General features: G+C 62.5%; 18 protein-coding genes and 1 pseudogene. 9 read left to right on the top strand and 10 right to left on the bottom strand.

The genetic code is table 11. The features are described from left to right. Positions 1 to 9: 9 nt before the first annotated feature. The 5 genes from FHT19_RS18095 to FHT19_RS18075 all read right to left on the bottom strand — a co-directional run bounded on the left by FHT19_RS18095 (position 10) and on the right by FHT19_RS18075 (position 4,330). Positions 10 to 789, bottom strand: coding sequence for an SDR family oxidoreductase (locus FHT19_RS18095; protein WP_169476229.1), 780 nt, complete (start codon positions 787 to 789; stop codon positions 10 to 12). Beyond that, the gene (locus FHT19_RS18090) at positions 786 to 1,520 is read right to left on the bottom strand and encodes an SDR family oxidoreductase (RefSeq protein ID WP_169476228.1); all 735 of its coding nucleotides are present in this window, start codon (positions 1,518 to 1,520) and stop codon (positions 786 to 788) included. Before FHT19_RS18090 ends, FHT19_RS18095 begins: the two co-directional genes overlap by 4 nt. 5 nt (positions 1,521 to 1,525) lie before the next feature. Beyond that, positions 1,526 to 2,380, bottom strand: coding sequence for a fumarylacetoacetate hydrolase family protein (locus tag FHT19_RS18085; RefSeq protein ID WP_168558100.1), 855 nt, complete (start codon positions 2,378 to 2,380; stop codon positions 1,526 to 1,528). Positions 2,381 to 2,432: 52 nt separating this feature from the next. After that, positions 2,433 to 3,020: a TetR/AcrR family transcriptional regulator gene (locus FHT19_RS18080; protein WP_168558101.1), complete on the bottom strand. Its 588-nt coding sequence runs from the start codon at positions 3,018 to 3,020 to the stop codon at positions 2,433 to 2,435. Between the two features lie 104 nt (positions 3,021 to 3,124). Next, positions 3,125 to 4,330 carry an MFS transporter gene (locus tag FHT19_RS18075; protein ID WP_169476227.1) on the bottom strand — a complete coding sequence of 402 codons (1,206 nt, stop codon included), beginning with the start codon at positions 4,328 to 4,330 and terminating at the stop codon, positions 3,125 to 3,127. Positions 4,331 to 4,733: 403 nt separating this feature from the next. Between FHT19_RS18075 and FHT19_RS18070 the strand changes: the two genes are divergently transcribed. After that, the gene (locus FHT19_RS18070; protein ID WP_169476226.1) at positions 4,734 to 5,522 is read left to right on the top strand and encodes a TIM barrel protein; all 789 of its coding nucleotides are present in this window, start codon (positions 4,734 to 4,736) and stop codon (positions 5,520 to 5,522) included. A gap of 163 nt (positions 5,523 to 5,685) precedes the next feature. On the opposite strand, the pseudogene FHT19_RS18065 reads toward FHT19_RS18070, so the two are convergent. From FHT19_RS18065 to FHT19_RS18055, 3 genes and pseudogenes are all read right to left on the bottom strand, one after another. Next, a pseudogene (locus FHT19_RS18065) lies at positions 5,686 to 5,817 on the bottom strand (IS3 family transposase); the annotation flags it as partial. Positions 5,818 to 6,271: 454 nt separating this feature from the next. Next, positions 6,272 to 7,621 carry an ATP-binding protein gene (locus FHT19_RS18060; protein WP_169477529.1) on the bottom strand — a complete coding sequence of 450 codons (1,350 nt, stop codon included), beginning with the start codon at positions 7,619 to 7,621 and terminating at the stop codon, positions 6,272 to 6,274. Between the two features lie 5 nt (positions 7,622 to 7,626). Continuing rightward, on the bottom strand, positions 7,627 to 8,349 hold the full coding sequence (locus FHT19_RS18055) for a response regulator (RefSeq protein ID WP_169476224.1): 723 nt from the start codon (positions 8,347 to 8,349) through the stop codon (positions 7,627 to 7,629). Positions 8,350 to 8,508: 159 nt separating this feature from the next. Here FHT19_RS18055 and FHT19_RS18050 point away from each other — a divergent pair, with 159 nt between their 5' ends. The 4 genes from FHT19_RS18050 to FHT19_RS18035 all read left to right on the top strand — a co-directional run bounded on the left by FHT19_RS18050 (position 8,509) and on the right by FHT19_RS18035 (position 11,225). Then, positions 8,509 to 8,922, top strand: coding sequence for a hypothetical protein (locus FHT19_RS18050; protein ID WP_169476223.1), 414 nt, complete (start codon positions 8,509 to 8,511; stop codon positions 8,920 to 8,922). A 77-nt stretch (positions 8,923 to 8,999) separates the two neighbouring features. Beyond that, positions 9,000 to 9,428 carry an EF-hand domain-containing protein gene (locus FHT19_RS18045; RefSeq protein WP_169476222.1) on the top strand — a complete coding sequence of 143 codons (429 nt, stop codon included), beginning with the start codon at positions 9,000 to 9,002 and terminating at the stop codon, positions 9,426 to 9,428. Position 9,429: 1 nt separating this feature from the next. Beyond that, positions 9,430 to 10,287, top strand: a complete 858-nt coding sequence (locus FHT19_RS18040) for a sterol desaturase family protein (protein WP_248290544.1) — start codon at positions 9,430 to 9,432, stop codon at positions 10,285 to 10,287. Then, positions 10,284 to 11,225, top strand: coding sequence for a dienelactone hydrolase (locus tag FHT19_RS18035; RefSeq protein ID WP_169476220.1), 942 nt, complete (start codon positions 10,284 to 10,286; stop codon positions 11,223 to 11,225). The genes FHT19_RS18040 and FHT19_RS18035 overlap by 4 nt, the downstream gene beginning before the upstream one ends. A 532-nt stretch (positions 11,226 to 11,757) precedes the next feature. Here FHT19_RS18035 and FHT19_RS18030 read toward each other — a convergent pair. Together FHT19_RS18030 and FHT19_RS18025 are read right to left on the bottom strand one after the other, a co-directional pair. Then, on the bottom strand, positions 11,758 to 13,164 hold the full coding sequence (locus FHT19_RS18030; protein WP_169476219.1) for an aldehyde dehydrogenase family protein: 1,407 nt from the start codon (positions 13,162 to 13,164) through the stop codon (positions 11,758 to 11,760). Positions 13,165 to 13,293: 129 nt separating this feature from the next. Continuing rightward, positions 13,294 to 14,781: a PLP-dependent aminotransferase family protein gene (locus FHT19_RS18025; protein ID WP_169476218.1), complete on the bottom strand. Its 1,488-nt coding sequence runs from the start codon at positions 14,779 to 14,781 to the stop codon at positions 13,294 to 13,296. A 181-nt stretch (positions 14,782 to 14,962) separates the two neighbouring features. Here FHT19_RS18025 and FHT19_RS18020 point away from each other — a divergent pair, with 181 nt between their 5' ends. The 4 genes from FHT19_RS18020 to FHT19_RS18005 all read left to right on the top strand — a co-directional run bounded on the left by FHT19_RS18020 (position 14,963) and on the right by FHT19_RS18005 (position 21,121). Beyond that, complete coding sequence (locus FHT19_RS18020) at positions 14,963 to 15,460, top strand: antibiotic biosynthesis monooxygenase (protein WP_168558071.1); 498 nt, start codon at positions 14,963 to 14,965, stop codon at positions 15,458 to 15,460. A 177-nt stretch (positions 15,461 to 15,637) separates the two neighbouring features. Continuing rightward, positions 15,638 to 16,504, top strand: coding sequence for a cupin domain-containing protein (locus tag FHT19_RS18015; protein WP_168558070.1), 867 nt, complete (start codon positions 15,638 to 15,640; stop codon positions 16,502 to 16,504). A gap of 258 nt (positions 16,505 to 16,762) precedes the next feature. Then, positions 16,763 to 18,358, top strand: a complete 1,596-nt coding sequence (locus FHT19_RS18010; RefSeq protein WP_246866360.1) for an AMP-binding protein — start codon at positions 16,763 to 16,765, stop codon at positions 18,356 to 18,358. A gap of 180 nt (positions 18,359 to 18,538) precedes the next feature. Further along, positions 18,539 to 21,121: a TonB-dependent receptor gene (locus tag FHT19_RS18005; RefSeq protein WP_168558068.1), complete on the top strand. Its 2,583-nt coding sequence runs from the start codon at positions 18,539 to 18,541 to the stop codon at positions 21,119 to 21,121. Positions 21,122 to 21,155 lie beyond the last annotated feature (34 nt).

Here is a 21,155-nt window from a genome sequence, read left to right as displayed (position 1 = left end):
AGACCCCCGTTACTGGGCATAGGGCCACGCGGCGCGGGTAAAGACGCCGCCATCGACCCCCAGGGTCTGGCCGGTGACAAAGCGCGATCCGGCGCCGGCAAAGAACAGCACCGCGCCCAGCAGATCCTCAGGTGTGCCCACCCGGCGCAGCGGGGTGATGGGCGCCCATGTCGCGGCATAATCTGGCGCTTCCTCGGACGTGCGCCGGGTGGCGATGGCGCCGGGGGCGACGCAGTTCACCGTGATGCCATAACGGCCCAGTTCGGAGGCCGCTGACTTGGTGAACTGCTCGATCCCGCCCTTGGATGCGGTGTAATCGACCAGATTGGGAAAGGCGAGTTTGTTGCAGCCCGAGCCGATGTTGATGATCGAACCGCCGTTGCCGGCCTCTGCCATCAGACGGCCCACGATCTGTGTGTGCAGAAAGCAGCCCTTGAGATTGGTGCGGATCACATCGTCCCAACGCTCCTCGTCCAGCTCGAGCAAGGGCGCCCATGTCTGGATGCCCGCGTTGTTGACCAGCAGCGCGGGCGCCTGGCCTGCCCACGCCACCGCCTGCTCGACAAAGGCCTCCGCCTGCGCCTTGACGCCCACGTCGCATGGCAGGGCCAGAGCGGCCAGCCCCTCGGCCTCTAGCGCCTCAACACTGGCCTGCGCGGCCTCGGGCGAGGAGCGATAGCTGAAGGCCACCGCGTAGCCCGACCGCGCCAGCGCGCCCACCAGATATTCCCCGATGCCGGTGCTGCCCCCGGTCAGGATGGCAAGTGGCCGTGAAACGGGCTGCGTCACAGGCTCATCCCTCCGTCGATCACCAGATTACTGCCGGTCATGAAACGCGCTTCGTCGCTGGCCAGCAGCACGGCGGTGGCGGCAATCTCCTCTGCCTGCCCCATGCGCCCCATCGGCTGGCGGGCGATGAAGGCGGCACGCGCAGCCTGCGCATCCCCTGTGGCTGCGAAACGCTGGTGCAGGGACGGCGTTTCGACCGTGCCGGGGCTGATCGCGTTGCAGCGGATGCCCCGGTCGATGAAGTCGCGCGCCACCGACATGGTCAGGCCGATCACCGCCGCCTTGCTGGTGCCATAGGCAAAGCGGTTGGGCGCGGCCATGACGCTGGAAACCACCGAGGCGACATTGATGATCGAGCCGTCGCCGCGCGCCAGCATGGCGGGCAGGAAGGCGCGGATCATCAGCGCCATCGCACGCACATTGACGCTCATGCTGCGGTCGAAATCATCCATCGCGCCATCCAGAATGGTGCCATGCGCCACCAGCCCCACGCAATTGACGAGAACGCCCACATCGCCCAGCGCCGCAGCCGCCCCGGCCACGGCCGCCTCGTCCGTCACGTCCAGCGGCAGCCGTTCAATGCCGCATATGGCGTGGGGCGCGTCATCAAAGCGCAAATCCGCCGCGATGACCCGCGCCCCTTCGGCGGTAAAACGCTCTGCGATTGCCCGGCCTATCCCCTGCGCCCCGCCTGTAATCAGACAGGTCTTGCCCCGCAGCCGTCCGTCCATGGCCATCAGATCCCGTCATTCCATGCGCGCACGGTGTGGCGCTGGCTGCCCAGCTTTTCGATGCCCAGTTCGATCACATCGCCTTCCTTCAGAAACACCGGCGGCTTCATGCCCATGCCCACGCCCGGCGGAGTGCCCGTGGTGATGATGTCGCCCGGCAACAGGACCATGAACTGGCTGACATAGCTGACGATGGTGGCGCAATCGAAGATCATGGTGCGGGTGTTGCCGGTTTGCATGCGCTGGCCGTTGACATCCAGCCACATGCCAAGGTTTTGCACATCGCCGACCTCGTCGCGCGTGACCAGCCAGGGACCCACGGGGCCAAAGGTGTCGCAGCCCTTGCCCTTGTCCCACGAGCCAAGGCGGTCAAGCTGATATTCGCGCTCGGACAGGTCGTCGCACACGACATAGCCCGCCACATGGTTCAGCGCTTTGTCCTTGTCGACATAAGCGGCGCGGGTGCCGATGACGATGCCCAGTTCGACTTCCCAGTCCATCTTGTCCGATCCGCGCGGGCGGCGCACATCGTCATTGGGCCCCTGAATGCAGGACACGCCCTTGGTGAACATGATCGGTTCGGCCGGGACTGCCATTCCGGCTTCTTCGGCATGGTCGGAATAGTTGAGGCCAATGGCGATGAACTGGCGCGTGCCGGAAAACGGCGTGCCAAGCCGCGATGCGCCATCCACCACGGGCAGGGTCTGTGCATCAAGCGCCTGCAGCGCGGCGAGGCGGTCGGGCGCCAGCCAGTCGGGCGTGATGTCTGCGACATGGGCCGAAAGGTCGCGCAATTGTCCCTGCGCGTCGATCAGACCCGGCCTTTCCGCGCCGACAGCCCCATAACGTACTAGCCTCATAGAATTCTCCAAAAACAGACATGATTTCTTTATTCGGGATCGCAAAAACGCTTCATGCAAATTCGCAGGGCGCGTGTTGCAAATAGGCCAGACAGGCAAGTGCCAGCTCTGTCCGAAACGCGGCCCAATCGATCCACCGGGCAGAATCGCGGGTTGTCCCCAGTCCAAATTCCCACGCCAGCGCCGCAAAGATAAGGCGAAAGGCGACGTCCGCTTTAGCCTGCTTGCGCGACCCGCCAATGTCTTGGGGCAAGGCAAGGAATATCTGCATGGCCGCGACGGCCGATTGTTCCGCCTGAGCCTTGCCGATAACGGACAGTTCCGGGTCATGTTCGGCGCGGTTCATCGCGGTGCGCAGGATCAGGGCGTTGGTGGCCAAAAGGTGCCCATATCCTTCAATGTACAGCGCGACCGCCTCGGCCAGATCGTCCGCCTTGTTCAGAACGCTTCGGACCATTTTCTCATCTTCTGCGGCTATCCTGTCCAGCTCGAGGCTGAGCACCGTGCGGATCAGTCTGTCCTTGGAGGGATAGCGAAGGTAGATCGAGCCAACCGAAACCTTGCCGGCAAGGGCCACACCCTTCAGCGTGAAGTCGTCGTTGCCATGGTGGGCGATCAGCTGGAGCGTGGCGGCAAGCATGCGTTCCTGGCTGGCCTTGCTACGGTCCTGCGCGGGCAGTTTGACTGCCGCTGCGGGGGGCGTGGATCACCATGGAATGATGGCATTGGTTGCATGGTTACCTCTCAAATAGCCATGCGAGCTTTTCTGCACTCCAGCAGGCCCCATAGAATGACCGCGCCGCAAGAGGCCACGGCGATCATTCCCGCGATCAGGAAACCGCCTCGCATGGAGCCTGCTGCCTGCGCCAGATCATTAGCGACCCATGCCGAGGCAAACTGGCCCATGAAAAAGGCGCTGGTCCAGGCGCCCATGCCGCGCCCTCGGTGTTCAAAGTTGAATTTTGTCTGGGCCCAGGCGATGAGCGTGGGCACGGCCATACCGGCGCCGATTTGTTGAACGGTGACAGCCAGAATCATCGAGGGCAGGTTCTTGGCCATCCCCACGCCGGCCAGACCGGTTCCAAGAAAAAGGAGGAAGGCCGTCAACTGGATTGCATTGGACCGCTTGGCTAAAATACGGAAGATCACCGCACCGAGCATGACAAACAGGCTGGGAATATAGGTCAGGCGGCTAAGTTCAGCAGGATCCCTCACGCCGATTTCGGCAAAGGCGATGCTCCCATTGACGATGAACAGGTAGTAGAGAACAGATGCTGAGAACGTGACCAGTACCACCGCAATGGCCTCGATCCACGGGAAAGGCGTGCGGCTGCGCGTGGCCGCTTCGGGGCGCTGATCCTTGGGCTGGGGCTCATAAATGAATACCAGCATGGCAGCAACGATCGGAAAGGCGACCAGATAGATCAGGAAGCCGCCGTTCCATCGCACGCCCGCGATCAGGCCGGACGCCAGCATGGCTGCAGAGCCGAAAAATGTGCCGACGAAACCCTGCACAAACAGCCAGTTTTTGCGTCCTGTGTCGTCCCAATAGTCTGCGATCAGCGTGTTGACGATGGTGAGAATGCCCGCTTCACAGGCCCCCAGCAGCAGGCGCGTCGCGAAAATCTGGTCGACGTCGTCAAGCAGGAACGGCGCGCTGCCCAAGGCGCCATATAACAGCGTGCTGACAAGCAGCAGGCGCCGCCGCCCAAACCTGTCGACAATCAGCCCGGCAAAGGGCGAGAGCACCGCCACGGTAAGCCCCGGTGCGGTCACCGTAAGGGGCACCTTGCTGGCCGCAGCCGGATCGTTGCTGAAATGCTGGATCATCGCCGCCACGATGGGAAACATCGTGACGATGGCGAATACCGGCAAAAAGCCGGCCGCTATCAGAGTAAGTCCCTGCGGGCGCAGGGTCATACCGGCGAAGAAACGGCTGAACGGGTTCATTTTCTCTCCCAGCGCGGCATTGTCCCGCCGATTCTAAACTAAACATCGTTTAGAATGCGTGAGCGCGGACTGGCAAGCGATTCTTTGCCCGGTTTGTCCAAGTGGATTCCGTCCGCAAAACATTTGAAACTGCAAATTGCTGCGTGAGGACGTTCTTGCGAAGCGGTGCTTGCCTTTTACGGGCACTCATCCGCAGTGACAGGACCGGGCATAGGGCTTGACCGGGCGCAGGACTTAAAATAAACGCCGTTTAGATAACGGTCGCCGATTGCCGATTTGGATTGCTTCAAAAAGGCTTCGGCGCGGCCACGTTCACGCTTTTGGGAGAAGGTGTGCGACTGGACGCCCCCTTGGATCAGGCCCTTAATCCATCAATGACATTTGCGCGGATACGCACCCTCAGGTGAGACAGAGCACGCCCTTCGAAATTTCAGTCAATCTTGAGTATGCATTCCAGGATGCTGGTGAAACAATTGAGCAGAGAATCGATGCCGCCGCTGTCGGGTTCCGTTACGTGGAAATTTTCCTGCTCAAGGGGCGCGATCTTCCCGCAATTCGCGCCGCGCTGGCGCGCAATTCGGTGCAGCTTGTCAGCACTGTCGCAGATTATGTAACCCAGTTGGTCGATCCGCAAACGCATGAGGGCTTTTGCGACATCTTCCGCAAGGCGGCGCAAGACGCGCTCTTTTTGGGTTGCCGCAATGTGGTGGTGACATCGGGGCGCGCAGTTCCATGGCTGACCCGCCCGGTCCAGCTGCGCATTTTCGCTGATGCGCTGGTGCGGTTGCTGCCGATCGCAGAGGAACTCGGCGTCACGATCTATCTGGAATCGGCCAATACGCGCCATGATCATCCTGGGGTCCTGTGTTCGACAACACAGGACAGTGCTTGTGTCGTGGAGATGCTCTTCTCGCCGCGCGTCAGGCTGATCTGCGATCTCTATCACTCGGTGGTGGAAGGGGAATATCCGGCGAAAGAATTGCCGCGCGTCATCCATCTTACAGACCACATTCAGATTGGCGATGCCCCTGGCCGGGGAGAGCCGGGTTCCGGCACAATCGACTGGCCGGCGCAACTCGCCTTGTTGAAACAGCTCGAATACAAGGGTTTGATCGGGCTTGAGCTAAAGCCAACCAAAGCGCCCACTGCCAGCGCGTTGGCCTACATACAACAGCTCTGCGGCGATGCATGAAACACCGAGCTGAAGCATCCCGGGTTTCCCGAGAGGATCTTCGAAAGAGATAAATGGAACACAGTTATTGAGGAGATGGCCGGGGGCGCTGAAAGACTTATAATTGTTGATTGGTACTGAGAGTTGATCCGGGGCGGGTGCGAATGAAAAATCGGACAGATTTTTATACGCTAAAGCCAAGACTTTTTCGGTAGTCGATTGGACTGAGGGCGCCAAGAGATATCTTGATCCGCTTCTCATTGTACCAATGGATATAAGCGTCAGCCTCTTCGACGAATTGCTCAATGGTGGCGGCGCTTCCAGTGCGCTGCGATAACATAGACCAACAACCGGTTCCGACGCTCCAGCCAAGGGGCCTGAACGTTAGCAATTAAGGCGGTTTGCGCCCCAATCCCGCAACTGGTCAAAAGCGCTAGCTCCTGACCAGACCAAGACGTTCGTGTGGGCTCGCCCGAACGACGGGAAACTGGAAGGAACAGTTGTTCGAGCCTCATGAATCGACGCGGGGGCAGGCGACCATTTCACGTTGATGCGGGATCAATCGATGCTTTCCAAGGGCCGACTATCGGTCGATCGGTCGGAGCCCGCGATGGCGAGGCTTATGCCTATAGAGCTGCCCTACATCGACTTGGCTCATCTGCACGCCTCCGACCGTTAGATATTGGTTCTCAGGCTGCGGAGGGGACAGGCTCTGCCGCTGAGACGCCATTGGCCGATGTTGATGCGAGTGGGTTGGCCTAGCAGGTATGCTAAAGGCTGGCCGGAAGCCAAATGCTGACCAGAAAGCCTCCTTTGTCCCGATTGGCGAATGCGATCTCGCCGTCCTGGGCGGTGATCAGCGCACGGACAATCGCCAGCCCAAGCCCTGCTCCGCCGCCGGCGCTCCTATCGCGCGAGGGATCGATTCTGCCGAACGGCTGGCCCAATCCGGAGAGCTTATCGGCCGCTATGCCCGGCCCATCATCGCTTATGTCGATCCGCCACCGCCCTCGATCCTCGCACAGCGACAGGACAACCTGTGTGCCATGGCGCAGGCCGTTGTCGATCAGGTTGGTCAATGTCCGGCGTACCGCAAGCGGCGCGGCGACAACGCTTGCCTGCTCGACCGAAAGCGACAAAACTACGGCATCGCCCATTTCCTGGTGAATTTCCACGGCGCGGCGCAACTCGGCGGCGAGATCCAAGGACCGTCGCATCCCGGCCCTGCTGGCCTCTGCCCGAGCGAGGAGCAACGTGTCTTGCAGCAGGGCCGCCATCTCGTCGAGGTCGCGCGCGGCGCGTTCACGCTGCTCCGCGTCGTCGATGAACTCGGCTCGCAGGCGGATGCGAGTGATATAGGTGCGCATGTCGTGCGCGATTGCGGCAAGGACACGGGTGCGCTCGGCCATCAGCTCGGTAATACGGCCCTTCATCTCGTTATAGGCCTGCGCCAGCTCGCGCAGTTCGGGAGAACCTGCGACGGCGAGATCGGGGGAATCCGGTTCGCCGCGATAGGTGCGGATATCGCGGGCGAGCCGCGCCATCGGCTGCGTTGTCGCCCGCACCGCGAAGGCCAGCGCCACCAGCGCCGCGATCCCACCAACCCCGAGTAGCGCCGCGCGCTGGCGAAGCAGGGTGCGAACCGGCTGTGACGGCTGACTCTCGATCGTCAGCATGGCGGGCTGGTCGCCGCCCAGTGTGACATGGATGGCAAGCGGATCGGACATCCATCCAGGCCAGGGGTTCAATCGCGCCAGCCTGCGAAACCGTGCCGCACGTCCGGTTACGGACAGGCGATATCCGGGCAATCCCCTGCTGTAGACGCGACCGATGTTCATGGCCTGCGCGCTTTCAGCCGTGGGTGGTAGCGGCCCGCCTTCGACCAGCACGTGATAGAGGGCGCCGTCGAACGCCTTCGCGGCCGCGACGCGGCGTGGCGGAGGCACGGCCGCGATCAGATCGACCATCGCGCGCACTTGCGCGACGCTGGGGAGCCCGCCGCCGCCCGAAGGCTCATCCCTTCCTGGCGTCCATGTCAGCGCGAACACCGCAAGCTGCAGCAGGACGAAGCTGCCGACCAGCAACACCGTGATGCGGAAGGAGAGCGTGCCGCGCTGCATGGTGGTCAACCACGCTCAACTTGGGCGGCAAGACAATAGCCCCCGCCGCGCACCGTCTTGATCAGGCCCGCGCCCGCCGGATGAGCTTCCAGCTTCCGACGCAGTTTGCCCACTTGCACGTCGATCGCGCGGTCGAAGGGCTGCGCATCGCGCCCGCGCGTCCAGTCGAGCAATTGATCGCGCGAAAGCACCCGCCGTGGATGGCGCACGAAGGCCGCAAGCAGGTCGAATTCACCCCCAGTGAGCTCGATTTCCCTACTTGCAGGATCGATCAGCGTCCGTCGCGCCAGATCGAGCTCGAACCCTTCGAAACGCCAGCGTTCCTCGGCGGCTGGCATGGGGGCAACCCGATGCCTGTCTCGGGTGCGGCGCAGGATCGCGCGGACCCTGGCCACCAGCTCGCGCGGGTTGAACGGCTTGGGCAGATAGTCGTCGGCGCCGATCTCCAGCCCGACGATGCGGTCGATGTCATCGCCGCGCGCAGTAACCATCAGCACGGGCACTTCGCCCTCCGCCTGGAGCCGGCGGCAGATCGAAAGCCCGTCCTCGCCCGGCAGCATGACGTCGAGCACGACGAGATCGACCCGCCGTCGCGCGCGCAGGCGGTCGAATGCTTCGCCCGTCGGGCACAATTCCGCCTCGAACCCCTCCCGTCGCAAAAGGGCTGCAACTAGGGGGCCGATCTCGGGATCGTCCTCGACGACGGCAATGACGGTCTGGCTGTCCATAGGCCCATCATGCTTGTGGGACGGGCCAAGGAAAAGCGACGATCGGCATGATTACATTTCTTCACACACGCTCATCCGCCGCTCGCACAGCAATTACACCCTCATTCCAGATTGATGGCATCGGACGCGAACGGCCGATCCACGTTTTGGAGATTTGCCATGAAGAAATTTGCTATCGCTCTCGTTGCCGGCGCTACCGTCGCCGCCAGCCTTGCCGCTGTTCCTGTGCAAGCGCGGCCGCGTGGCGGCGCGGTTTCGGTCCAGGGTACTGGCGGCCGTGGCGGCACCCTGTCGCGTAGCGTCGACCGCCAGCCTGGCAGCACAAGTGTGACCCGCGGCATCCAGACCAATTCGGGTACGGGCGCCACGACGACGCGCGGTGGTAGCTGGGTCAATGGCAACTATTCGGGCGGCGCCACGCACACCACCAACAACGGCCAGACCTGGGGCCGCTCGACCAGTGTGACTGCTAACGGCAATGGTACAGGCAGCGTCTCATCGACGGTGACCGGCCCGAATGGCCGCACCGGCACCGTGTCGGGAACGGTGAGCTCGACCCCGCCCCAGAACTGAGCCCGCCCCGCCACTCGGCCCGGCCATCTTGCCCTCTCCCCCCAGAAGGCCGGGCCGACTTTCACAAGGATAGCATCATGAGAATTTCCCTCTTCATCGCCGCGACCGCCACCCTTGCCATCGCCGGCACGGCCCATGCGCAAAGGGGTGGCCGCTTTGCCGACATGTTCGCCGGCGCGGACGCCAACCACGATGGCCGCATTAGCCGCGATGAATTCATGGCGGGCCGGAGCGCCCGGTTCGCCGAACTGGATCGCAACCACGACGGCGTGATCAGTGCCGCCGATTTTCCCCGTCTGGCGGCCTTTGCCGCAGCGAAAGCGAAGATGGATGCACTCATCACGAGCGCCGACGCCGATCATGACGGCAGGGTGACGCGACAGGAACTGGCGCATGCGCCGACCACGATGTTCGACATGGCCGATGCCAACCACGATGGATTCGTCGATCAGTCCGAACTCACCGCCTTCCGCGCCAACGCGCGGGCGATGCGGGGAGGGATGTGACGTGGACGCACTGCTCACCCGTTCACCGGCTTGGTTGGCGGTCGTGGTCGGGCTGGTGTTCGCCGAGATCGTCTGGCGCTTGCGCAGCGGGCGCGGCTACGATCGCGGCAATGCGCTGACCACGCTTGGCCTTGCCGTCGGCAACATTCCGACCGCCATCCTCAATGGCGTGGTCATCGGGGCAGTATTCGATGCCGCGTGGAAGATTGCCCCCATCCATCTTCCGCTCGACGACTGCAAGACTTGGGTAGCCGGGTTCTTGGCGGTCGAGTTCGCCTATTACTGGTTCCACCGCGCCAGCCATCGGGTCCGCTGGCTATGGGCGACGCATGCCGTTCACCATTCACCCGGGGAGATGACCCTGCTTTCCTCGCTCCGGCTCGGTTGGACCAACCTCCTGTCGGCGGGGTGGGTATGCTATGTGCCGCTGGTGTTCGCCGGGTTCGATCCTCGGCTCGTGGTGCTGCTGTTGGCGCTGGATCTGCGCTACCAGTTCCTCCTCCATACCGAGGCGAAGCTGTCCTTGGGGCCGCTCGAATGGCTGCTCAACACGCCGTCCCACCACCGCGCGCACCATGGTTGTAACGACGCTTATCTCGACTGCAATTACGGCGGCGTGGTCATCGTCTTCGACCGCCTGTTCGGGACCTTCCGCGCCGAGCGAGCCGAGGAACCCGTGGTGTTCGGGCTCAAGGGCAGGGGGCTTGAAACCAATCCCGTACGCTTGGCCTTTCGCGAATGGCGCGACTTGTTGCAGGATATGAAAACCGCGCAAGGGTTGCGCTACGCTGTGCGCATCGCGCTCTCGCCGCCGGGCACTGTCCTACAGCACCGGAAGACCCAGGAGTTGGCGCCATGAAACCGCTTTTCGCTGCAGCCGCCGTGGCAATAGGCGCCACCGCTTTTTCTCCGGCTCAGGCCTTCGCCGCGCCCGCCATCTGCAATGCGACTTGGACCGACGCGGCAAGAAGCGGTCGTCCCGTTCCGGTGCGAATACGGATGCCCGAAGGACGCGCCCAAGTCCCTGTCATTCTTTTCAGCCATGGCCTGGGCGGCAGCCTTGACGCCGGAACGAATTGGGTGACGGTCTGGGCCGCGGCAGGCTTCGCAACCGTCAATATTGAGCATGCCGGCAGCGATGCAGCGATCTGGAAGGGCAGAATGCGGCCCATGCAGGGTCGGCGCAGCGCCATGAACGGCCAGCAGCTACAAGCGCGCGTTGACGATGTCCATTTCGTGCTCGACCGGCTGGCAAAGGGCGGGCGTGAAGGGGCATGCGATCTCGGACGGCTCGATATGGACCGCGTCGGCATGGCGGGCCACAGCTTTGGCGCCCAGACGGTGCTGGCCGTGTCGGGCGCGCGCTACGGCGGCGCGGCGATCATGCACGACCCGCGTATCAAGGCGGCGATTGCGCTCAGTCCGCAACCAGCACTGAGGCAGGACGACCGTTCGGCTTTCGGAGGGATCGCCATTCCCTTCTTCTCGATCACGGGCACACGCGACGAACTGCCATTCCTCAACAGTGTGGCGCCCCAGGATCGTACCCGGCCGTTTGCGGCCATGCCGACCGGGAGCAAGTATCTGCTCGTTCTCGAAGATGCCAATCACATGATGCTGGGCGGCCAGTCGAAACGGATGCCTGTCATGCGCGCCACTGCGCATATCGTCGATGCCGTCGCCCGTTTCACCACCGACTTCTGGCGGACCTATCTCATGTCGGGTTCGAGCCGGCCTGACTTGATCGCCAAAGATCGGCATTTGCTTGCCAAAGAAGATCACTTTGAAGAAAAATAGAATGTCGAACTGACGCGTTCGATGTCCGAAACGGTCTGCATGGGACAGTCTGTGTGCAGAATTCCTTGTAAGATGACAGATACCGTCATCTTGCCACCCGAAAACAGCCCGACCCTTCGCCACCATCTGGGCCCAACACCGCCCCGGCTCTGACACGTTGGAATGACCGCATTTGGGCAGAGCCGCCACACGGCGAAGGCATCTCGGATGACCGCTGCTTCCCAGCCCTCGACATTCCAATGTGCGGCTAGGGGGTGAGCCTACGACCAGTTAGACGCTCCACCCCTGGCCGCCGAACGTCGCCTTTTGTGGCGATTCCAACGGTGCTCCCGAAAATCTGAATGCCGGGAGGCGTCGACCACATCAGGCCGTTTTGCGGCTGCCGTCAGAATGACATCTGTCACTAAACCCTACGCCCGTACGGGGAAGACGGAGTCCCCTGCTGCGGTACATCCATGCGGCTAGTCACTACGTGCGCCGGGCGGTGATCGAGGCGTTTTTTGGGGTATCAGTCTGCCTGGCCCGGTGCTGATCATCCCTTCGCTTCGTTGATGACATGGATCTGGGTGAATTCGTGGAATCCTTCCTCTGCGAATTCGACGCCCAGTCCGGATTGCTTGGCGCCGCCGAAAGGAACGGTCGGGCCAAAATCAAGATGCTTGTTGATCCATACCGTGCCGGCCTCCATGCGCATGGCGAGATCGTGCGCCGCGTCGCGATCGGACGACCAGATCGAGCCGCCCAGGCCCATGTCGGACGCATTGGCCCGCGCCAGTGCATTGTCGGGATCATCATAGCGGATGATGGGAAGGATGGGACCGAACTGTTCCTCGTCCACCAACCGCGCGCCGTCGCTGATATCGCGCACGATGGTGGGCCGGATGAAATAGCCCGGGCGGTCCAGAACTTCGCCTCCGGCGATGATCGTGCCGTCCGATCGGGCCGTTTCGAGCAGCGCCCGCACCTTGTCGTATTGCGCCCGGTTCTGGAGTGGGCCGATCTGCGCGCCCTGCTTCAGCCCATCGTCGACGACAGCCTCTTCGGCGATCCTGGCCAGTTCCACGCAGAGCGCGTCGTAGATGTCCGCATGGGCATAGACGCGCTTGATGGCGAGGCATACTTGTCCGGCGTTCATGAAAGCACCACCAAAGATGCCCGATGCGGCCTTCACCGGGTCGGCATCGGGCAGCACGATCGCCGCGTCATTGCCGCCCAGCTCCAGCGTCAGCCGCTTGATCGAGGCCGCCGCGCCCGCCATCACCTTTCGGCCGGTTTCGGTCGATCCGGTGAAGCTGATCTTCGCGACATCGGGGTGTGTCGTGAGACGGGCGCCGAGGTCGTTCTGGTCGGTAATGATGTTGATCACGCCGGGGGGAAAGATTCCCGCCATCATCTCGCCCATGCGCAGGGTCGACAAAGGCGTCGTGGGGGCTGGCTTGATGAGCAGCGTATTGCCCGCCAGCAGCGCGAATGGCAGCTTGAAGGCGACGATCAGCACCGGAAAGTTCCAGGGAATGATCGCGCCGACCACGCCCAGGGGGCGGCGGTGCAGTTCCACCCGGCGGCTGTCATTGTCTTCCAGTACCTGTACCGGCAGGTCGTGGGTCGCGAGTTGGCGGATGAAGGCGATGCTGTAGGCGATCTCGGCCGTGGCTTCGCTCAGCGGCTTACCTTGTTCCTGCGTGAGCAGGCGCGCCAGGCTTTCCGCATGAATCTCCATGCAGTCCGCAAGGGCGAGGATCATCGCGCGTCGTTCCGCGATCGGTGTCCGCGCCCAGGCGGGAAAGGCCTCCTTCGCCGCCATGATCGCGGCGTCCAGCTGCCCCGCCGACGCGCGCGGGCAAAAGGCCAACACCTCTTCAGTGGCGGGGTTAATTATTCCCATCACGTCGTCGCCATCGACCAGCCGGCCGCCGATCAGAAGTTTGTAGTCAGGCATATCCAATCCTCCTGTCTTGTCGTCAGCGCGCGCCACAGAGACGCCGATGATTTTCAGGAAGGCTAGGAACCTATCGGCCCAAACCCTAGAGCCATACCCGGCTTTATAGGTGGTGCCAGTTCGTGCGGCCTAGCGCCGTAGGCCAACCACTGTGGCCACCCGCGCAAAGGCTTCGCGGATCGCCTCTTCCGACAGCCCGGTATAGCCGAGCACCAGCGACCGTTCGCGGAAGCGGCCGGGATTGCCATATTCCTGCGTCGCCGCCCCCGCGAACGGATAGAGGCCGACCCCGCAGTTCAGCGCTATGCGCTGCATGTCGTTCGCGGAAGGGAGATTGGGCGGCAATGTCCACATCATATGCATGCCGCACTCCCGCCCCAGCAACGCACCACCGGGAAAATGCTCTTCGATCGACCGGATCACCGTGTCGCGCGCGCCCATATAGGATCGGCGGATGCGCCGGAGATGGCGGAGGAATGCGCCTTCCTTGAGAAAGTCCGCGATCACCGCCTGTTCGAGCCAGGGAGCGCCGTTGTCGGTCAGCGTCTTCACCAGCCGCGCCTGGTCCAGAAGATGACGCGGCATGACCGCATATCCCACTCTCAGCCCGGCACCGATCGATTTGGAGAATGTGCCGAGATAAATGACGTGACCGTTCCGGTCCAGCCCGGCCAGCGCGGTGAGCGGCGGCCCATCGTAGCGGAAGTCGCTGTCGTAATCATCCTCGATGACATAGCTGCCCGTCTGATAGGCCCAGTCGAGGAGGTGCAGCCGGCGATCGAGGCTGAGCGTGCAGCCAGTCGGAAACTGATGGGACGGCGTCACATAGACAAGATTGCCCAGGAAGCCTTCGAGTTGCGAAACGACGATACCCTGCTCGTCGACGCCTATCGGATGAATGCTGGCGCCATAGCTGCCGAACAGATAGGCCGCACCCTGATAACAGGGGTTCTCGACCGCCACGCTCGCCCTCGACCGGTCGGTGATGAAAATTCTGGCCAGCAGGTTGAGCGCGCCCTGGATACCGGACGTGATCATGACCTGATCGGCGCTGGCATCGATCCCACGTGTTTCGCCCAGATGCGCCGCGATCGCTTCGCGCAGCGTCTGTAGTCCGCGCGGATCGCCGTATTCGGTCTGGATGCCACGCGCATAGGCAAGATGTCGCGCGGTGGCGCGCTGCCAGAAGCTGGTCGGGAAACTCTCGGGGTGTGGACGGCCGACGAAGAAATCGAACTGTGGACGCGAGCGCTTCTCTTGCCAGAGCTGGGGCGCCCGCCCGGAAAAACTTGGGTTCTTGCCCAGACGCAGTCGCTTGCGGCTCGGCTGGACCGAAGCGTGCCCGTTGCGCAGCAGGACGGTGGCGTCGGGCAGCTTTTCGTTGACGAAGATGCCAGCCTTGGCCCGCGAAGTGATATAATCCTCGGCGGCCAGGCGTTCATAGGCCAGCGTCACCGTGTTGCGGGCGATGCCGAGCTGGTCTGCCATGCTGCGCGTGGAGGGCAGGCGCTTGCCCGCCGCCAACGTGCCTTTCAGGATCTGGTCGCGCAGCGCCTCGTAGATCTGGACTTGCAGGGATCGTTCATCCTTGCGGTCAATGCGGATGATCAGGTTCATCGTCATCTGGGCATGCCCCAAAATCTTGCTCGTGGCATCCTACCGCGCCGCCGCGGCAATGATAGAGCGATTGGAAACTGGCACTATCATCTTTCCCGATGCTGGCCCTACCGGCTGGCCATGGCGCTGTTCATCCTGCGCAAACAGCTTGTCTGGCTGGACTCATTGAGCGGAGAACCCCATGTCCATTTATCTCAGCATGCAGCGCGTGCGCTTTTCCAGCCCGGACGGGTATGAAAAGTTCAAGGTCATTTTCGCCGATACGCGCACCCATCTCATGAAATTGCCGGGCTTCCTCCATTTGACCTGGTGGGTCCATCCCGAAGACCCCACCTGGTTCAACGAGGTCAGCTTCTGGGTGAGCCGCGAGGCGCTCAAGGACTGGCACATGGCGACCTATCACAAGCACGCCAAGGAATGGGCCGCGCGCGGTGCCATCATGGAAGACATCATCACCAATTTCGAGCTTACCAACACGCGCCTGCTGCGCGTTTGCCCCTGCTGTGGACTGGTCGAGGACAAGGCGTTCGAACTCCAGGAAGAGCAGAAGGTGCTCGCCGAGCCGTGCCCCAAGTGCGATTTCAACTTCCCGGTCATGCCGAACACGCCAAGCAGCTTTGCGGTATTCAAGGACGTCCCGTTGCTCCCGGAAGCGTCAGAGCCGTCCGTGGCGCCGTGAACGGGCGGGCATTAGGGCCAGCGCGCCCGGCATCTGGCCCTATCGAAAAGACCGACGGTGGCGCTAGGGCAATGACCGCAATGCGCTGATAGTGGATACTGGCTGACCTTTGAGCAGGCATACGCGGCTTTCACGGTCGGCCTGAGATGGTTCAATCTTGTTCCAGGGAGATTTCGCATGGCGACGCAGTTGGCCGCGAAAGTGCAGGATTCGCCGCGTTACGCGGTTCATGGTGGCGTGCAGAACGAACCCAACGAGAAATGGGTGCCGTTCGAGTGGATCGAACCGCGTTTCGGTGCGCAGGTGCACGGCGAATACGTGGTAATCCGGCCGGAAGGCACGTCGGGGTCGCTCTCGGCCGGGTTCTGGCGCACCGGGCCATCCGCCCCGGGCGCCGCCGCGGATGGGTCGCATACCATCGTCTATTCCTCGCCGCTGGGGGATGAGACCGCCTGCGTGATCGACGGCACCGCCGTTCTCACCGTCATTGCCACCGGCAAGAGCTACAAGGTCGGCCCCGGCTCGATCATCTACTCGCCCAAGGGGCTGGAGGTGCAGTGGGAGATCGAAGGGCCGTCGTTCAAGAAGTGGTGGTGCATCTGGAACGGCAGCGAACCGACCGCCAACCCGCCCCAGGACCTGCTCATCATGCACACCAGCGAAAATCCCGACGAATGGCAGGAGTATCATTTCGTCGAACCCGCTGAGGGTGCGCAAGTCGCCGGCGAGCTCTATTTCAACCGCTCCGCCGGATCGACGGGCACGATGTTGAGCGGCGTGTGGCGTTCCGGCAAGGGAATCGCCGGGACCAACGTGGACGAGAAAGGTACGCTCGTCACACCTTATACCGGCGTGCTGGGTGACGAGACGATCCTGCTGCTCGAAGGCGAAGTCGAGGTGGTGGAGACGGACACCGGCAAGGTGCACAACTTCAAGGCGGGCGATTCGATCGGCCTGTCTTCCGGCATGCACATCACATGGACGTCCAAGGGACCCTTCTCGAAGAAACTGTGGGTCATCACGCGGGACGTGCTACCCGAATAACGTCCAGGTTTGCGATGGCAGGTGGCGGCGGTTTCAAGGCCGCCACTTCGCTTTCAGGATGCGATGGCGACGGCGGATGCACGGTTCCGCAAGCGCGCCGCCGCCTTTCTCTATTCGGCGGAGTGAATACTCGGAGCGGGCTGGAAAACCGGCGCGCCGTATCGTTGCGGCATGATTGCGGAGAGGATCGAAGGCATGACCGGCACACCGGTATCTGTCGCCGCCCCCGGCTACCGGGAGGCGGTTGAAGAATTTTGCTTGGAACGGGAATGGGCCCGGCTTTCTGGCAGTCTTTCGGGCGGTATCAACGCCTGCGTGGAATGCTGCGACCGATACGCCGATGGCGACGATCTGGCCCTCATCACAGTGGCGGCGGACGGCACAAGACAGGACTACGGTTTTGCCCGGTTGCGCGACTTGTCGGCGCAAGTGGCGAACATGCTGGTGGCGCATGGCGTCAAGCCCGGCGATGTGGTTGCGGGCCTGCTGCCGCGAAGGGCCGAACTGGTTGCCACGGTCCTGGGCGTCTGGCGGGCGGGCGCGGTCTATCAGCCGCTGTTCACCGCCTTCGGTCCCAAGGCCATCGAGCACCGGTTGGGTATCAGCAAGGCCGTGCTGGTCGTTACGGACAGCGCCAATCGCGCGAAGCTGGCGGGCATCGCGCAATGTCCGCCGGTCGCGACCGTTTGCTTGCCCGGGGAGTTCCTGACCGCGGGGGACATCGACTTCAGCGCCGAAGTAGCGGAGATGCCCGCCGATTTCGCGCCGGTGATGCGCACCGGCGACGATCTCTTCCTGATGATGTCCACATCGGGTTCGACTGGGCTGCCCAAGGGCGTGGGCGTGCCGCTCAAGGCCCTGCCTGCCATCAGTGCCTATATGCGCTGGGCGATCGACCTGCGGGCGGAGGACCGTTTCTGGAACATCGCCGATCCGGGCTGGGCCTATGGCCTCTATTACGGAATCACCGGCCCGCTGCTGCTGGGCCGGCCAACCATCCTGTACGAAGGCGCCTTCTCTGCCGAGGCGGCCTATGACCTTATAGCGGCCCTGGGCATCACCAACCTTGCCGGATCGCCTACCGCCTATCGCCTGCTGATGGCCGAAGGCGCCGATGCGGCAGCGAGGATCAGGGGCAGGTTGCGCGTCGTCAGTAGCGCGGGCGAACCCCTGAATCCCGAAGTCATCCGCTGGTTCGACGAACATCTCGCGGTGGCGGTGCACGATCACTACGGCCAAACCGAAACCGGCATGGTCGTGAACAACCATCACGGCCTGTCGCACCCGGTGCGTCCGGGTTCGGCCGGGTTCACGATGCCCGGCTACCGGGTGGCGGTGCTGGATGAGGAGGGCAACGAACGGCGCGCGAACCAGCCGGGCGAACTGGCCATCGACATTGCCCGATCGCCGCTGCTCTGGTTCGGCGGCTATTGGCAACAACCCACGCCCGCCATCCGGGATGGCTATTATCGCACCGGCGATACCGTGGAATGGGAGGCCGACGGCAGCATCAGCTTCATCGGCCGCGCGGATGATGTCATCACTTCATCGGGCTATCGCATCGGCCCGTTCGATGTCGAAAGCGCGCTGATCGAGCATCCCGCCGTGATGGAGGCTGCCGTCATCGGCGTGCCCGATCCCGAACGCACCGAACTGGTCAAGGCGTTCGTCGTGCTGAACACCGGGTTCGCGGCATCGCCGGCACTGTCCGATGCCCTCAAGGCGCATGTCAGGAACCGGCTCTCCGCCCATGCCTATCCCCGGCTGATCGCGTTCGTGCCGGAATTGCCCAAGACGCCCAGCGGCAAGATCCAGCGCTTCATGCTGCGCGCGATGCATGCCGAGCAACGGTAAAACTGGCTCCATAAAAAACCGGCAAACAGGTTCTAAGAAGAGGGTCAGATTTCCTTCAGGTTGGCCCTTGACACCAGAGCCGGGGGGGGCGGGAAGGTCCACACATCCCCTGATGCTGATGTCCAGGCGCAACGGGTCACGAATGCACCCAGATGCAGTGACCATATCAGGGAGCTTTCTATGAACAGGGTTGGAGGCATCAGCATTCTTGCCATCGCGGTATGTCTTGCGACGCCGGCATTAGCGCAGCAGGCGACTGACGAGCAGGCGCCGTCCGGAGGGCTGGGGGAAATCGTCGTCACCGCGACCAAGCGGTCGGAAAATCTCCAGAACGTTCCCGTTGCCGTGTCGGCCATCTCGTCCTCGCAACTCGCCAGCAAGGGCGTGTTCGATACGTCAGACCTCAACAGTTCGATGCCCAATCTTCAGGTATCGTCGGCTTACGGTTCGCAGCAGCCCAATTTCACCCTGCGCGGCATCGGTGTCGGCACCGAACTCAGCGCCAGCGCAGCCTCCCCGGTCGGCGTCTATGTCGACGAGGTCTATCAGACCTTCCGCGCGAGCCAGGGGCAGCAACTCTATGACCTGGCTCAGGTCGAGGTGGTACGCGGCCCGCAGGGCACGCTCTATGGTCGCAACACCACGGGCGGCGCGATCAACTTCATCACCCGCAAGCCCGATCTGAAGGGCGCGAATGGTTATCTGACGGCCGGCTACGGCAATTTTAACCGCAAGAGCGTCGAAGGCGCCATCGAACTGACGCCCGTCGAGGACCAGCTCGGTATCCGCATCGCCGGCACTTATGTCAAAATGGATCCCTATATCCACAACCTGATGCCCGCCGGTCTGAACAAGACCGCCGCAGGTGGTGCGTCCGGTCGGAATTTCGCCACGGGCCGCGATCCGGGGGGCGATGAAACATATGCCTTCCGTGGGACTGTGCGCTTTAAGCCGAGCGACACGCTTGATGTCACGCTAAAGGGCTATGCGTCGAAATCGACCGGGGGCGCGGCTGCCTCGCTCGGTGCAGGTCCTTACAAGGCCAATCCGTCCCTGTTCGACTATGAGAACTCCAATTTCATCCTGGCACCATTGTTTCGCGCGCTCGGCGCCAACGGCGCCGGTTTGCTACCCAGCAGCTATAGCCGGGCGGGCCTGTCGGACACGCAGATCGATCAGGATACGATCGGCCGCGCCGAGACGCGCACCGAAGGCGTGGTGCTAACGGTGAAGGCCGAACTCGCCGACAAGCTCAACCTCACCTCGATCACCGGCTATGATTCCGGGCTCTATCTCCAGACGCAGACCGATTGCGACAGCGGTCCCCTGCGTCTCTGCTCGAACGGCTACCGTTCGGATTTCAAGGCCTTCAACCAGGATCTCCGGCTCGATTACAGCAGTGGCCCGTTCAAGATGATCGCCGGCGCCTATTATGGCTGGGACACGGTGACGTCGAACAACGATATCGACATCTTCAACCTGCTCAGCGACGTCCGCGCGGCCGTCGGCCTTCCGGCGACTTGGTTCAATCCGGCGGGCGGCTTCAATGGGAAGGGTTTGTCCGCCGGGTCTCTTCCGACCGGCATTTTCGGCAAGCAGCATTTCAGGCAGAACCGCGAGAGTTGGGCGGTCTATGGCGAAGGCAGCTACGAAATCACCCCGACCGTGAAATTCACCGCAGGTCTGCGCTACACGACCGACACGACCAAATACCGCGATGGTCTCACCACGTATTACGACGACGCCGGTAACCCACGGATGCTCGCCGTCTCGGCTTATGGTTCGCCCTATTTCCTGTCGCCAGTTTATGACGAAGCCGGCAACGTGGCGATCCCGGCCACCGGGGGTGCGATACCGGGCGGCGTGAACAAGGACGGCAAGACCAGCCGCGTCTCGGGCCGCGCCATCCTCGACTGGAAACCGGTGGACGGTGTCATGCTCTATGCCAGCTACAGCCGCGGCTATCGCGCCGGAACGTTCAATGGCCTGGCCTATATCAGTTCGCCACAGGTCTATTTTGTCAAGCCGGAGGAAGTGAACGCCTATGAGATCGGGTTCAAGACCCGGTTCCTTGACAACCGGCTGCAAATCAACGGCAGCTTTTTCTATTACGACTACAAAAACCAGCAGAGCCAGGTCGTCGACCAGAGCGTGACCGCCAACATCATCACGCTCGACGGTACGATGAAAGGGCTGGAACTGGATGTCCAGTTTGCGGCAACCGACCGTCTGACGCTGAGCGCATCGCTCGGTCTGCTAGACAGCAAGTACAAGGGCTTCGACCAGGCGACTTGTGCGGCGCTGAACCTGAGCGGGCTGTTCCCGGCGCAGAAAGGATCCTGCGTGCAGTCCGGCGCGGGCAGTGTCAGCGTGGGCGGCAATCCCTTCCCCTATGCGCCGAAGTCCTCGATCAACCTTGGCTTCGACTGGGATGCGGCGGATCTTGCGGGTGGTAAGATCAAGCTTCATGGCGATGCCGCCTATACCGGGCGTTTCTACTATGACTCGTTCAAGGACTACAGCCGTGGTGTACTCAAGAATCTCGCGACGGGCGCCTACACGAACGGCGAAGGCGATTACTGGGTGTTCAACAGCCGCATCAGCTTCGTGACGGATCGCTATACGCTTTCGCTGTGGGGCAAGAACCTGTCGAACAAGCTCTATTTCCCGGGCGGCTATCCCAACGAAGGTATTACCGGGGCGGGCTACCTGGTTCGGGCGCTACCCAGAACCTATGGCGTTGAAGGCACTTTGCGCTTCTGAGGTGAGGCAGGGGATCGCATGCGATCCCCTGCTG

It is taken from the genome of Novosphingobium sp. SG919, from assembly GCF_012932495.1.
GTDB classification, from domain to species: domain Bacteria; phylum Pseudomonadota; class Alphaproteobacteria; order Sphingomonadales; family Sphingomonadaceae; genus Novosphingobium; species Novosphingobium rhizosphaerae.
The sequence above is the reverse complement of the archived record's forward strand: the minus strand, read 5'-3'. Positions and strand labels throughout refer to the sequence as shown.

Excerpts from the sequence above, each read along its gene's own strand:
- FHT19_RS18045 (WP_169476222.1), top strand. The coding sequence starts at position 9,000 with ATGAGAATTTCCCTCTTCATCGCCGCGACCGCCACCCTTGCCATCGCC.
- FHT19_RS18075 (WP_169476227.1), bottom strand. The coding sequence starts at position 4,330 with ATGAACCCGTTCAGCCGTTTCTTCGCCGGTATGACCCTGCGCCCGCAG.
- FHT19_RS18080 (WP_168558101.1), bottom strand. The coding sequence starts at position 3,020 with ATGCTTGCCGCCACGCTCCAGCTGATCGCCCACCATGGCAACGACGAC.
- FHT19_RS18030 (WP_169476219.1), bottom strand. The coding sequence starts at position 13,164 with ATGCCTGACTACAAACTTCTGATCGGCGGCCGGCTGGTCGATGGCGAC.
- FHT19_RS18035 (WP_169476220.1), top strand. The coding sequence starts at position 10,284 with ATGAAACCGCTTTTCGCTGCAGCCGCCGTGGCAATAGGCGCCACCGCT.
- FHT19_RS18025 (WP_169476218.1), bottom strand. The coding sequence starts at position 14,781 with ATGAACCTGATCATCCGCATTGACCGCAAGGATGAACGATCCCTGCAA.
- FHT19_RS18020 (WP_168558071.1), top strand. The coding sequence starts at position 14,963 with ATGTCCATTTATCTCAGCATGCAGCGCGTGCGCTTTTCCAGCCCGGAC.
- FHT19_RS18050 (WP_169476223.1), top strand. The coding sequence starts at position 8,509 with ATGAAGAAATTTGCTATCGCTCTCGTTGCCGGCGCTACCGTCGCCGCC.
- FHT19_RS18085 (WP_168558100.1), bottom strand. The coding sequence starts at position 2,380 with ATGAGGCTAGTACGTTATGGGGCTGTCGGCGCGGAAAGGCCGGGTCTG.
- FHT19_RS18060 (WP_169477529.1), bottom strand. The coding sequence starts at position 7,621 with ATGCAGCGCGGCACGCTCTCCTTCCGCATCACGGTGTTGCTGGTCGGC.
- FHT19_RS18055 (WP_169476224.1), bottom strand. The coding sequence starts at position 8,349 with ATGGACAGCCAGACCGTCATTGCCGTCGTCGAGGACGATCCCGAGATC.
- FHT19_RS18090 (WP_169476228.1), bottom strand. The coding sequence starts at position 1,520 with ATGGACGGACGGCTGCGGGGCAAGACCTGTCTGATTACAGGCGGGGCG.
- FHT19_RS18005 (WP_168558068.1), top strand. The coding sequence starts at position 18,539 with ATGAACAGGGTTGGAGGCATCAGCATTCTTGCCATCGCGGTATGTCTT.
- FHT19_RS18015 (WP_168558070.1), top strand. The coding sequence starts at position 15,638 with ATGGCGACGCAGTTGGCCGCGAAAGTGCAGGATTCGCCGCGTTACGCG.